11 protein-coding genes are annotated in these 13,339 nt (G+C 63.8%); 3 read left to right on the forward strand and 8 right to left on the reverse strand.

Features of this window, described 5'->3' with window-relative positions:
* Window positions 1-210: 210 nt before the first annotated feature.
* Complete coding sequence (locus tag FJ527_RS19655; RefSeq protein WP_015315693.1) at window positions 211-660, forward strand: host attachment protein; 450 nt, start codon at window positions 211-213, stop codon at window positions 658-660.
* A gap of 223 nt (window positions 661-883) precedes the next feature.
* Window positions 884-2,668 (forward strand): cation:proton antiporter, encoded by a 1,785-nt coding sequence (locus tag FJ527_RS19660; protein ID WP_140823899.1) that lies wholly within the window; start codon window positions 884-886, stop codon window positions 2,666-2,668.
* A gap of 93 nt (window positions 2,669-2,761) precedes the next feature.
* On the opposite strand, the gene FJ527_RS19665 is transcribed toward FJ527_RS19660, so the two are convergent.
* The 8 genes from FJ527_RS19665 to FJ527_RS19700 form a co-directional block, all read right to left on the reverse strand.
* Window positions 2,762-3,514 carry an SDR family oxidoreductase gene (locus FJ527_RS19665; RefSeq protein ID WP_140713189.1) on the reverse strand — a complete coding sequence of 251 codons (753 nt, stop codon included), beginning with the start codon at window positions 3,512-3,514 and terminating at the stop codon, window positions 2,762-2,764.
* Between the two features lie 78 nt (window positions 3,515-3,592).
* Window positions 3,593-5,860, reverse strand: a complete 2,268-nt coding sequence (locus tag FJ527_RS19670) for a transglycosylase domain-containing protein (protein ID WP_140823900.1) — start codon at window positions 5,858-5,860, stop codon at window positions 3,593-3,595.
* Between the two features lie 305 nt (window positions 5,861-6,165).
* Entirely contained in the window at window positions 6,166-7,080 is a 915-nt protein-coding gene (locus FJ527_RS19675) for a hypothetical protein (RefSeq protein ID WP_140823901.1), read from the reverse strand.
* Between the two features lie 25 nt (window positions 7,081-7,105).
* Complete coding sequence (locus tag FJ527_RS19680; RefSeq protein ID WP_140823902.1) at window positions 7,106-7,252, reverse strand: hypothetical protein; 147 nt, start codon at window positions 7,250-7,252, stop codon at window positions 7,106-7,108.
* Window positions 7,253-7,277: 25 nt separating this feature from the next.
* Entirely contained in the window at window positions 7,278-7,532 is a 255-nt protein-coding gene (locus tag FJ527_RS19685; RefSeq protein WP_015315687.1) for a GlsB/YeaQ/YmgE family stress response membrane protein, read from the reverse strand.
* A 108-nt stretch (window positions 7,533-7,640) separates the two neighbouring features.
* On the reverse strand, window positions 7,641-7,844 hold the full coding sequence (locus FJ527_RS19690) for a hypothetical protein (protein ID WP_023770648.1): 204 nt from the start codon (window positions 7,842-7,844) through the stop codon (window positions 7,641-7,643).
* A gap of 13 nt (window positions 7,845-7,857) precedes the next feature.
* Window positions 7,858-8,478 (reverse strand): ribonuclease D, encoded by a 621-nt coding sequence (locus FJ527_RS19695; protein WP_140618902.1) that lies wholly within the window; start codon window positions 8,476-8,478, stop codon window positions 7,858-7,860.
* Window positions 8,479-8,556: 78 nt separating this feature from the next.
* Window positions 8,557-9,942 carry a M20/M25/M40 family metallo-hydrolase gene (locus FJ527_RS19700; RefSeq protein ID WP_023770650.1) on the reverse strand — a complete coding sequence of 462 codons (1,386 nt, stop codon included), beginning with the start codon at window positions 9,940-9,942 and terminating at the stop codon, window positions 8,557-8,559.
* Between the two features lie 429 nt (window positions 9,943-10,371).
* Here FJ527_RS19700 and polA point away from each other — a divergent pair, with 429 nt between their 5' ends.
* Window positions 10,372-13,329: a DNA polymerase I gene (gene polA / locus FJ527_RS19705; RefSeq protein WP_181166410.1), complete on the forward strand. Its 2,958-nt coding sequence runs from the start codon at window positions 10,372-10,374 to the stop codon at window positions 13,327-13,329.
* The last annotated feature ends 10 nt before the right edge of the window (window positions 13,330-13,339 follow it).

Genomic DNA, 13,339 nt, shown 5'->3' on the forward strand with positions numbered 1-13,339 from the left:
CGCCTTGATTTCAGGCACTTTTAGCTGCCGGCGACCGATCCCACAAAACAGTTTTTTCTAATTTCTACCAATTCAGTAGATTAAAGTCGTCCGGTGGTGATTTCGTCTTCAGCGCCTGTCTGCACGGCCACTCGGTCCTCCGTTCGGGTGGAACGTTGACGGGTCAAAATGCGTTCCCGGTATAGCCACCACTCAACAAGGAGCGTCCCTATGAACACGATCAAACTGAAGCATGGCATTTGGGTTTTGGTGGCCGACGGCGAAAAGGCGCTCCTGCTCAAGAACGCCGGCGACACCAAGTTTCCCAACCTTGAAGTCGTGCAGGTGATGGAACAGGAGAACCCGCCCACACGCGAACAGGGAAGCGACAGCCCCGGTCGATACAATGACGGCCCATCCGTGCATCGCAGCGCGGTCGAGGAGACCGACTGGCATCGCATCGGCAAGGAACGCTTCGCCGAGGAGATTGCCGCCCGCCTCTACAAGCTTGCACATGAGGGTGCATTCGACAGCCTTGTGCTTGTCGCCCCGCCCATGGTGCTCGGCGCGATGCGCAAGAAGCTGCATAAGGAGGTTGGCGACAAGGTGACGGCCGAAATCCCGAAGACCATGACCAACCACGCCATTTTCGAGATCGAGGCGTTGCTGCAGGCAGCCTGACCACGCGCGGCGAAGGCGCCTATCGGGTCGCAGCACGGTCGCCACTGATCCCAGGCATCTGACCGGCAGTCACTCAGCTGCCGGTCAGATTTTTGCCGTCTCGACGTTGATTCGCGGCTTTGCGGGTTGCATCGCCGACACCCCGTCCACCATATTGCAAACAGGCGGCGGCTTAGGGCGGCGCATATCCGACATCGCTGGCTTGAAAGGCGCTCCATAGACAATGCCGCATGACACGCCCCTTATCGCCACCATCGTCGCCGGTCTGGGGCTGGCTTTCGTCTTCGGCGCCCTCGCCAATCGGTTCCGCATTCCGCCACTGGTCGGCTATCTCGTAGCCGGCGTGCTGGTTGGGCCGAACACACCCGGTTTTGTCGCCGACGCCGGCCTTGCCAACGAATTGGCCGAAATCGGCGTCATCCTCCTGATGTTCGGCGTCGGCCTGCATTTTTCGTTGAAGGACCTTCTGTCGGTCCGCGCCATTGCCGTGCCGGGCGCCATTGTCCAGATCGGCTTTGCCACGGCGCTCGGCGCCGGGCTGTCCTGGATGCTCGGCTGGTCGATGGGGGCGGGCGTGGTGTTTGGCCTGGCGCTATCGGTCGCCTCGACCGTGGTGCTGCTGCGCGCGCTTCAGGAACGCCGCTTGATCGAGACCGAGCGCGGCCGCATCGCCGTTGGCTGGCTTATCGTCGAGGATCTGGCCATGGTGCTGGCGCTGGTGCTGTTGCCGGCCCTTGCCGGCGTACTCGGCGGCCAGGAACAGGCCGATGCCCATTCGAGCGGCCTGCTGGCGCTGCCGGCCAGTTACGGCATCTGGGGTGTCGTCGGCGTCACGCTGGCGAAGGTCGCCGCCTTCGTCGTCGTCATGCTGGTGGTCGGCCGCAGGGTCATTCCCTGGATCCTGCACTATGTCGCCCATACCGGGTCGCGCGAACTGTTCCGCCTCTCGGTGCTGGCAATAGCGCTCGGCGTCGCCTTCGGCGCGGCAAAACTGTTCGGCGTCTCGCTGGCGCTGGGCGCCTTCTTCGCCGGCATGATCATGAGCGAATCCGAGCTCAGCCACCGTGCCGCGGAAGAATCGCTGCCGCTGCGAGATGCTTTCTCGGTGCTGTTCTTCGTCTCCGTCGGCATGCTGTTCGACCCGTTCAGCCTGTTCAGCAACGGCCTGCCGATCCTGGCGACGCTGGCCATCATCGTCATCGGCAAGTCGCTGGCGGCGTTCGTCATCGTCGTCGCCTTCGGCTATCCGCTGGCCACGGCCTTGATGATTTCGGCCAGCCTTGCCCAGATCGGCGAATTCTCCTTCATTCTGGCCGAACTCGGCGTCGGGCTGAAGCTTCTGCCCGAACAGGGACGGGACCTCATCCTGGCCGGCGCCATCCTGTCGATCGTGCTCAACCCGCTGATGTTCCTGGTCATCGATTGGATGAAGCCGTGGCTCGAGGCCCGCGCTGCCAGGACGGCGCCGCCGGCGGACGCCAAGCCGGTTGGTCCGGCGACGGAACCGGGCCATGTCGCCTCGGTCGCCGTGGCATCCAAAAAGGAAGACGGCCCGCCACCAAGGACGGCGCTCACCGGTCATGCCATCCTGATCGGCTACGGCCGCGTCGGCGGCCTCGTCGGCGCCGCGTTGAAAGAAGCAGCACGGCCTTTCCTGGTCATCGAGGATGCCGACAAGACGCTGGCGAAGCTGAAAGCAGGCGGCATCGAAACCGTCGCCGGCAACGCCGCCAACGCCGAAGTCTTCGCCGCCGCAAATCCCGAAGGCGCCACGCGGCTGATCCTTGCCATTCCCAACGCGTTCGAGGCCGGCCAGATCGTGCTGCGGGCACGCGCCGCCAATCCCAACATCAACGTCGTCGCCCGCGCCCACTCCGACGCCGAGGTCGAGCATCTCAAGGGGCTCGGCGCCGATACGGTGATCATGGGCGAACGCGAGATCGCGCGCGGCATTGTCGAAGAGGTGCTTGGCCACAAGCCGCGGGTCGCTGAACCGTCCGCTGCCTGAGCCGGCGCTGCCCACAGGCGCGTTGATCAAGCCACGAATGAACTGCGAAGGCTTGTCACCCTGGCCAGATGAGCGGGCCTTGGCTCGATCAGTTCACACGTGCTGGCCGCCATTGATGTGGATTTCCGAGCCGGTCACGTAGGACGCTTGGCTCGAGCACAGGAAGAAGATGATGTCGGCCACCTCGGCCGTGGTGCCCAGGCGCCGCAGTGGGATGGTCTCGACGATTTTTTCCGTGCCCGGCGACAGGATCGCGGTGTCGATCTCGCCTGGCGCGATGGCGTTGACACGGATGCCGTGCGGGCCGAAATCATGCGCCATCTCGCGCGTCAGCGAGCCGAGCGCGGCCTTCGACGTCGCATAGGCGGTGCCGGCGAAGGGATGCACGCGGGTGCCGGCGATCGACGTCACATTGACGATCGAGCCCCTGGCCGCCGCCAATTCCTTGAACAGGCCGCGCGCCAGCATGATCGGCGCGAAGAAATTGACCTGGAACACGTCGCGCCAGACATGCATCGGCGTGTCGATCGAGTTCATGCGGCTGTTGCCGTCCTTGAGCTTGGGCGAAATGCCTGCATTGTTGACCAGCGCGTGCAACTGGCCACCATGGGATTCCAGCCGATGGCGGATTTCCGAGACCGCAATACCGACATCTTCCTGATCGGCGAGGTCGACCTTGATGTGATCCTCGGGACCGGCCGGCCACGGGCAATCCTCGGCAAAGGCCTGGCGTGAGCAGGTGATGACGCGCCAGCCCTCGCGCGAAAAGCGTTTGACAGTGGCATGGCCGATACCGCGGCTGGCGCCGGTCAGCACGATGGTTTTTCTGGTGTCGGTCTCGGTCATGTCGCGGTCTCCGGGCTGGACATGTAGCCGAATGCCGCTGAGGTGGCGAGAGGCGGATTGACGCCGCCAGCCGGCTGCTCAGCCGCCGCCAAGGATATCCAGGATCGACGTCTGCCGTTTCTTGAGCCGACCGCCGACGCTGCCTGGCGGCACCGGATGTCCGACCGAAGCGGTGGTGCCGTCATCCGCCGGCATATCGAAGCCATCGGCATCGACGGTCTGGGCAGGCCGCGCCGCACGGACCGGCGTTGCCGGTGCTGTCGCCTGCGCGGCCGGCGGCTGCTGGCCGACGGACGCCGACGGAACCGGTGCCGGCTGGTTGTTGCTGGCAGAGGGAATCTCGTCGGGGACGATGGTGTCGGCCGGCGTCGATTTCCAGGTGCCGGGCAGCGGCCGCGCCGGCAAGCCCTCATGCGCGGCGACCATGAACTCGTGCCAGGCCTGCGCCGGCAGCGCGCCGCCGGTGACCTTCTTCATCGCCGTGCCGTCATCATTGCCGAACCATACGCCGGTGGTCAGATTGGCGGTGTAGCCGACGAACCAGGCGTCGCGCGAATTCTGGCTGGTGCCGGTCTTGCCGGCCGACGGCCAGGCGAAAGCCGCCTTCCTGGCGGTGCCGACCTCGACCGTGCCGGTCATCATCGAATTCATCATGCCGACGATCTCGGGCTTGATCACGCGCGGTGCGCTGCCGCCGGCGCTGTCGTAGAGCACCTTGCCGTCTGACGTCGTCACGCGGCGGATGAAATGGATGTCCGGCTTGTAGCCGCCATTGGCGAAGGGCACATAGGCCGAAGTCAGCTCCAATGGCGTAACTTCCGAGGTGCCGAGCGCGATCGAGGTGTTGGCCTGCAGGTCGGACTGGATGCCCATGCGGTGCGCGGCTTCCACCACCGCGTTCGGGCCGACTTCCATGGTCAGCTGCGCGGCAACCGAGTTCAGCGATTTTGCCAGCGCTGTCGCCAAGGTGACCTTGCCAAAGTACTTGCCGCCGTAATTGTCCGGCGTCCAGTTGCCGATCTTGATCGGCGCATCGTTGCGGATGCTGTCAGGCGTGCGGCCGGCCTCAAGTGCCGCCATATAGACAAACGGCTTGAACGCCGAGCCCGGCTGCCGGCGCGCCTCCGAGGCACGGTCGAACTGGCTGGTCGAATAGTCGTAGCCGCCGACCATGGCGCGTACCGCGCCGGAATCGTCGATCGATACCAGCGCGCCCTGGGTGACGTTGAGCTTCTTGCCGCTGTCGTCGATCAGCCGGCGTATCGACTTTTCGGCGAGCTTCTGCAGGTTCAGGTCCACGGTAGAATCGATGACGATATCGCCGCGCACGTCGCCGATCAGGTCGGGCAATTCTTCCATGATGGTGTCGGCGACATAGTTTTCCGAACCGGTCCAGTAGGATGGCGAGCGCGTCGCCGGTGCGCTGAGCGCCGTTTTCAGCTCTTTCTCGCTGATCTTGCCCTCCTCGCGCATGGCGCCGAGCACCAGCTGCGAACGCTCCTCGGCGGCCTTGGGATCGCGCGCCGGCGACAGCCGCGAGGGCGCCTTCAAGAGGCCGGCAAGCAGGGCGGCTTCGGACAGCGTGACGTCGCGTGCGCTCTTGCCGAAATAACGGCGCGAGGCCGCCTCGACGCCATAGGCGCCGGAGCCGAAATAGACCCGGTTGAGGTACATTTCGAGGATCTGGTCCTTGCTGTGCTTGTGCTCGAGCCACAGGGCCAGCAGCACCTCCTGCACTTTACGCTCCAGTGTACGGTCCGGCGTCAGGAACAGGTTCTTGGCCAATTGCTGCGTCAGCGTCGAACCGCCTTGCGAGAAATGCCCGCCGATGAGGTTGGTGACCATGGCGCGCGACAGGCCGATCGGATCGACACCGAAATGCGAATAGAAACGGCGGTCCTCGATGGCGATCACCGCCTCGGGAATATAAGGGGACATTTCGTGCAGGCCGACCGCCTCGCCGCCGCTCATGCCGCGATTGGCCAGCAATTGCCCATCGGCCGAGACGATCTTGATGTTGGGCGCACGATCGGGAATCGACCAGGTCGTGGCCGCCGGCATCTTGGCGCCATAGTAGATGACGACGCCGGCCACCGCGATGCCGCCCCAGATGGCGAGCACGAAGCACCAGTAGAACAGCCGGCCGAGCACGCCGAACAGCCCGCGCCCGCCTCCGCCGCGCCTCCCCCGCGGCGATTTCGCCTTCGATGATTTGCGTTTGGCGGAGGCTTTGCGGTTGCTCGGCACGACGCGGTCCTCCTCGCTCACCGAAAGACCCGTCTGGGATCTCGCTCGCGGCGGTCCCTCGAAGCTGGGCTCGATGCGACTGTCTCTGCGGTTCGCCATGCGCTGCGCTTGATGTCCCCGGTGCCAATGGCGCTCGGGTTGAAGAGTAGATGCGGCGATTTAAGGGCGGGTTAAGCAGGCCTTCGGCCAAACCTCTGAATTCCGTTAGGGATTTGTTAATCCTCTTCTCTCCGACACCGTCGGTTCGCCACCGGGAAACGGCCGGCGCCCGGCCTGCGCTTAAAAGCGCGCCAAGCCTGGCTCGATCCCCGAGCTTGCCGTTCCGACAATCGACGCCGCCAGCGCCTGCTCCTCGCAGGTGACCGCAACGACATTGTTAGAGCGGTCAACGGACTCCGATCCTTCTAGATCGGCTCGAACTTCACATCCAACTGGTCAGGACCCGCAGCTTGCCGCAACAAGGCGACAAGTTGTTCGCGCCTGTCAACCGGCTGCCTTCGCCAGTTCGAGGCACTGGTTACATGCAGCCAGCCGTCGACCGACATGAAGAAATCCTCGTGCTCGTCATCGCCCTCGCCGCAGCGCAGCAACTTGTTCTCGGTAAATCTGACCAGCGCCTGGTCGATCGTGCGGTAGAGCAGCGGCCAGTTGCCGCCACCTGAGTCCATACGGAATTTGTAGCTCGGCGCGAAATCCAGCCGCTGCCGCAACAGGCTTCCGTCGAAAAAACAGAAGGCCGGCCACAAGAACCAGCCGCCCGGCGTCGGAGTGTCGCGCCGGACACTGCCGTAAACGCTCTTGCCCTTCAGCCGGTCGCGGATTGAAAAAGATTCCGTCGGAAAGATGTCATGGTCGATGAAGCCGAAGACCTTCGGGGCCAAGCCGGTCATGAAATTGCGCACGATCCAGTTGAGCGCCTGGCCGTGCGATCTGCTGACCGTCAGCCTGTTTCTCGGCAACGCTACATAGGGGACGTGCTGGCGCAGGCAGAGGTCGCGGATGGCTTCCCTCGCCTCCTCCTTCTTGCTGTTGTCGAAGACGATATAGCTCTCGTGCTCGGCCAGGTGTCTGCGCACGAGGTGGATCTGCCATGCGATCACATCAGGCCGGTTGAAGGCAACGCTGGCGACGACCGCGTCACGGAACGATTGCTGTCGTCCCTGCAATTCGCTGACCGGCGCGGATGTCCTCAGGAAGCGAAAAGTCCGCCAGTAATAGCGCAGCAACGCCTCGCGTCGTGGCGGCCGGTTCAGCCTCTCCCATTCCGCCACGGTAATCCTGGGCCGCTCTCCGCTCTGCCACGCGTCGGAAGCCCCCATGTCACGCTCCTGGATCCCGGCGGGTTCAGTTCTGCTGGATTGAAATGCCCTTGTCGTCGATCTTGAGTTCGACGCCTTTCGGCCTGGCCTGCTCGCGGTAGACGTAGACGCCCAGCGCGATGATCACGATGATGAGCGCGCCAATGGTGAGATAGAGCGTGTTCTGCTTCATGGCGCGCCTTCTGTCATGCCGAGCATCAGGCTCGTTTCAGCACCCTGACCAGAACCAAAAGGATGATGGCGCCGATCGTGGCGTGGATTATGGAGGCGATGATGCCACCGCCGATCGAGAAGCCGATGCGCGGAAACAGCCAGCCGGCGATGAACGCGCCGATAATGCCGACGATGATGTTGCCGATCAGGCCGAAGCCGAAACCCGAAACGATGAGACCGGCGAGCCAGCCGGCGATGGCACCGATGAGGATGAAGACGAGAAGGCTTTCGACACCCATGGCGGGTTCCTCCGTGCAAGAGGGCGGGTGCGGAGCGGAAGGCTCCGAATCGGCCCCGATATCAACGGCTTCAGGCTAGTCGAAAGCATTCGGCCTCGCCAGCGGCGCTCACTGGTCGTCGTCGTCGCTGGCAGCGGGCCGCCAGCTGGTCGGCTCGACCTTCTTCTGCGTATGGCTGTCGGTGTAGACCCACCAGCCGCCGTCGCGGTATTGCGCTATGGATTCATTGAGGACGCCGTCGCTGTCCTTCCAGGTGACGGTGACCTTGGAGCCGTCGGTCGGCGCGGTCGATATCGGCTTTCTGTCCGCCATCTCATCCCTTTTCTCAACTGTGAGCGAAGATATCCTCTTCGCCCCAGCCCATCAGGTCAAGCTTGGCCCGCGTCGGCAGGAAACGGAAACAGGCATCCGCCTCCTTCGTGCGGCCCTCGCGCGCCAGCCGTCCCGCCAGCGCATCGCGCAAACGATGCAGATAGAGCACATCGGAGGCGGCGTATTCGAGCTGTTCGGGCGACAGCGTTTCGGCCGCCCAATCCGACGATTGCTGCGCCTTGGACAGACCGACGCCGAGAAGCTCGAAACAGATGTCCTTCAGCCCGTGCCGGTCGGTGTAGGTGCGCGTCAGCCGCGAGGCGATCTTGGTGCAGAACACCGGCTCGGCCATCACGCCGAACGCATGGTAGAGCACGGCGAGGTCGAAGCGACCGTAGTGGAACAGCTTGGTCACCCTGTCGTTTGCCAGCAGCTTGACCAGGTTCGGTGCCTCCTTCTGGCCCGGCGCGATCTGGATGACATCGGCGCTGCCGTCGCCGGGCGAGATCTGCACCACGCAGAGCCGGTCTCGGTGCGGGTTGAGGCCAAGCGTCTCCGTATCGATCGCCACCGCCGCGACATCGTAATGCGAAAGGTCGGGCAGATCGTTTTTATGGAAGCGGATATCGCTCATCGTTTTCTCCGGGTCGCGGCGTTACCCGTCCTCGCCGCGATCCAGTGAAAAATCAACAAGAAAACGTGTTTTCCGCGCTCAGCGTGTCAGCGCATCCAGAATGCGCGCCCAGGAGCGCTGGCCCTTGTGGAAGGAGCTGAGCTCGTATTTCTCGTTGGGCGAGTGGATGCGGTCGTCATCGAGGCCGAACCCGACCAGCAGCGATTCCATGCCGAGATAGGTCTGAAAGTCGCCCACCACCGGAATGGAGCCGCCGCTGCCGGTCGTCACCGCGGGCTTTGGCCATTCGTCGGAAAGCGCCGTCTTGGCCTTGGCCAGGAAGGGCGAGTCGTAAGAGAGCTGGATTGCCGGTGAGCCGCCATGAGCATGGAATTCGACCGTACAATCGGCCGGGATGCGTTCCTTGACGAATTTCTGGAAGGCCGCGCGGATCTTGGCCGGATCCTGCTTGTGGACAAGGCGGAACGAGACCTTTGCCGAGGCCTCCGCCGCGATGACCGTCTTGAAACCCTTGCCGGTATAGCCACCGATGATGCCGTTGAATTCGGCGGTGGGTCGCGCCCAGGTCAGTTCCAGCACCGAGCGGCCTTTTTCGCCCGATGGGATCGACAAGCCGACAGGCCCGAGGAAGGTCTCGGCCGTCTCGCCCAGCGTCTCCCATGATTTCAGCACCTGCGAGGGCGTTTCCTCGACGCCGTCATAGAAGCCCGGGATGGTGATATGGCCGTCCTTGTCGTGGATGTCGGCCAGCACCTTGGCCAGGATGCGGATCGGGTTGGCGGCAGCCCCGCCATACAGGCCCGAATGCAGGTCGCGGTCGGCGGCCTTCACCGTGATCTCCTCGCCAACCAGACCGCGTAGCCCGACGCAGATCGACGGCGTGTCGCGGTCCCACATGCTGGTATCGCAGACCAGCGCGAAGTCGGCCTTGAGCTCCTCGGCATTGGCCTCGAGGAACGGCTTCAGCGAGGGCGAGCCGGATTCCTCCTCGCCTTCGAACAGGATGGTGACCCGGCACGGCAGGCTGCCGTGCACCTGTTTCCAAGCACGGCATGCCTCGACGAAGGTCATCAGCTGGCCCTTGTCGTCGGCCGAGCCGCGCCCGGTGATGATCTTGTGACCAGGTCCGACCTCCTTGATCGCGGGGGCGAAGGGATCGTTTTCCCACAATTCGATCGGGTCGACCGGCTGCACGTCGTAATGGCCGTAGAACAGCACATGCGGCGCGCCAGCCGGCCCATCATGATGCGCAACCACCATCGGGTGGCCCGGCGTGTCGCGCACGCTGGCGTCGAAGCCGATCAGTTTGAGTTCCGCCACCAGCCATTCCGCCGCCTTGCGGCAGTCGGCGGCGTAGGCTGGATCTGTGGAGATCGATTTGATCCCGAGCAGGCCGAAGAGCCGTTCCAGGCTCTGGTCGAGATTCTTGTCGAGACGGTCGAGGACGGGGGAGACTGCGGACATTTGCAATAGCCTTTCGGTTCAGTGCCGGAACCGTAAAGGCAGAGCGGCGAAACGAAAAGCCCGGGACGATTGGACCACGACTCGGATGGCCGCCGCGGGCAAAAAAAAATGCCGCCGTGGTGGAGGGGGAACCACGGCGGCCTTTTACTCGAAACGATGCGGCAGCCCGGAGAGGGGGGATAGGCTGCCGCAATTGTCCGGTATAGGCGGGGGACGGGCCTTGCTCCGGACTTCGGCGAAAACTGCCGATGACGTCTATTTGGGTCTGTGAACGTGGCGATTCAAGGGCGTCAACGTTACACTTTTGTAACGTGCCCGTGAGCGGGCCTGTATGCCTCCGATCCGTCAGGGTCGCGATCTGTCAGGGTGTTGTATCTGGCGCTGTCTTTGGCATGGACCAAGCCATCGCGCCGCGCTATCCCTGCCCGCATGAAAAAAGGCGATCATCTCTTTCTCATCGATGGCTCCGGCTACATCTTCCGCGCCTATCACGCGCTGCCGCCGCTGACCCGCAAGTCGGACGGCCTGCCGGTCGGTGCCGTTTCCGGCTTCTGCAACATGCTGTGGAAGCTGATGCAGGATGCCCGCAACACCGATGTGGGCATTGTGCCGACGCATTTCGCCGTCATCTTCGACTATTCCTCGAAAACCTTCCGCAACGACCTTTATCCCGAATACAAGGCCAACCGTTCGGCGCCGCCCGAGGATCTGATCCCGCAGTTCGGCCTGATCCGCCAGGCAACCAGGGCGTTCAACCTGCCTTGCGTCGAGATGGAAGGCTTCGAGGCCGACGATCTCATCGCCACCTATTGCCGGCTGGCCTGCGAGGCCGGCGGCGACACCACCATCATCTCCTCCGACAAGGATCTGATGCAGCTGGTTGGCGAAACGGTCGGCATGTACGACCCGATGAAGGACCGGCAGATCGGCATCCCCGAAGTCGTCGAGAAATGGGGCGTGCCGCCGGAAAAGATGATCGACCTGCAGGCGCTGACGGGCGACTCAGTCGACAATGTGCCTGGCGTGCCCGGCATCGGGCCAAAGACCGCGGCGCAACTGCTCGAGCAGTTCGGCGACCTCGACGGATTGCTCGCCCGCGCCGGCGAGATCAAGCAGGAAAAAAGGCGGGAATCGATCATCGCCAACGCCGACAAGGCGCGCATCTCGCGCCAGCTGGTGACGCTGAAGAACGATGTGCCGGTGGCAGAAGGATTGGACGATTTCGTCCTGCATGCCCCCGACGGACCAAAGCTGATCGGCTTCCTCAAGACCATGGAATTCACCTCGCTGACGCGCCGTGTGGCGGAAGCGACCGGCACCGAGGCCGGCGACGTCCAGGCCGTCGCGGTGCCCGTCGAACGCGCCGATAACGCCCATGGCCCCGATGTCGGCGCCGGAACACCGCCCGTTGCCCGGAACGGGACGGGCTCCGAGCCTGGCCAGGCTGCTGAAATCGAGACGACGGAGACGCCAAAACAAGGTGACACCCCTTCCCTCCTGGCCGCATTGCGGCTGGAGAGAGCGGCGACCGCCAAGATCGATACCGCGGCCTATCAGTGCATCCGCGATATCGCGACGCTGAAAGCCTGGGTCGCGGAGGCGCGGGAGGCCGGTATCGCTGCCTTCGACGTCAGGGCCACCTCGACCGATCCGATGCAGGCCGAACTGATCGGCTTGGCCATGGCCACAGCGCCTGGCCGCGCCGGCTATATTCCCTTCGCCCATAAGAGCGGCAATGGCGACCTGCTTGGCGGCGGCACGCTCGAAAACCAGGTTCCGCTTCGCGAGGCTCTGGCGGTCCTCAAACCCCTGTTCGAGGACAGGTCGGTGCTGAAGATCGCGCAGAACCTGAAATATGATCTGGTCATCCTGAGCCGCTACGGCATCGATGTCGCGCCGTTCGACGACACCATGCTGATCTCCTACGTGCTCGACGCCGGCACGCCGCATGGCCACGGCATGGATGCCCTTGCCGACAAATGGCTTGGCCATAAACCCCTTCAACTCAAGGACGTGACCGGTTCCGGCAAGAACTCTGTCGGTTTTGACCAGGTCGATATCGACAGGGCGACCGCTCACGCCGCCGAGGATGCCGACGTGACGTTGCGGCTGTGGCGGGTGCTGAAGCCCCGGCTTGCCGCCAAGGGCCTGGTCTCGGTCTATGAACGCCTGGAGCGGCCACTGGTGCCGGTGCTGGCGCGCATGGAACAGCGCGGCATTTCGGTCGACCGGCAGATCCTGTCGCGGCTGTCGGGGGAACTGGCGCAAGGTGCGGCCCGGCTCGAGGAGGAAATCTACCTGCTCATCGGCGAGCGCATCAACATCGGCTCACCCAAGCAGCTCGGCGACATATTGTTCGGCCGCATGGGCCTGCCCGGCGGCTCCAAGACCAAGACCGGCCAGTGGTCGACCTCGGCGCAGCTGCTCGAAGACCTTGCCGCGGAAGGGCACGAACTGCCGCGTAAGATCGTCGATTGGCGCCAGCTGACCAAGCTGAAATCGACCTACACCGACGCCCTGCCCGGCTTCGTCAATCCCGACACGAAACGCGTCCACACCTCCTACGCGCTCGCCGCGACGACGACGGGCCGTCTGTCGTCTTCCGACCCGAACCTGCAGAACATTCCGGTGCGCACGGCTGAAGGCCGCAAGATCCGGACCGCCTTCATCACCGACAAGAGCCTCCGGCTGGTGTCAGCCGACTACAGCCAGATCGAACTGCGCGTGCTCGCCCATGTCGCTGAAATCCCGCAATTGCGGCAGGCCTTTGCGGATGGCGCCGACATCCACGCCATCACAGCGTCTGAAATGTTCAACGTGCCCGTGGAGGGTATGCCGTCGGAAGTGCGCCGCCGTGCCAAGGCGATCAATTTCGGCATCATCTATGGCATCTCGGCCTTCGGTCTCGCCAACCAGCTGTCGATCCCGCGCGAGGAGGCGAGCGCCTACATCAAGAAATACTTCGAGCGCTTTCCCGGCATCCGCGATTATATCGAGGAGACCAAGGCCTATGCCCGCGAGCACGGCTTCGTCGAAACGATCTTCGGCCGCCGCATCCACTATCCCGACATCAGGTCCTCGAACCCGTCGCTGCGCGCGTTCAACGAGCGCGCCTCGATCAACGCCCGCCTGCAAGGCACCGCCGCCGACATCATCCGCCGCGCCATGATCCGCATGGAGGAAGCCTTGGACAAGGCCAAGCTGTCGGCCCGCATGCTCCTGCAGGTGCATGACGAACTGATCTTCGAAACGGTCGAGGCCGAAGTCGAGGCGACGATCCCCGTCGTGCGCCATGTCATGGAAAACGCGGCGATGCCGGCGGTCTCGATGTCGGTGCCGCTGCATGTCGACGCGCGGGCCGCCAGCAACTGGGACGAGGCACACTGACGCGCTGGCG

The sequence above is a fragment of the Mesorhizobium sp. B2-4-18 genome (assembly GCF_006441385.1).
Taxonomy (GTDB): Bacteria; Pseudomonadota; Alphaproteobacteria; order Rhizobiales; family Rhizobiaceae; genus Mesorhizobium; species Mesorhizobium australicum.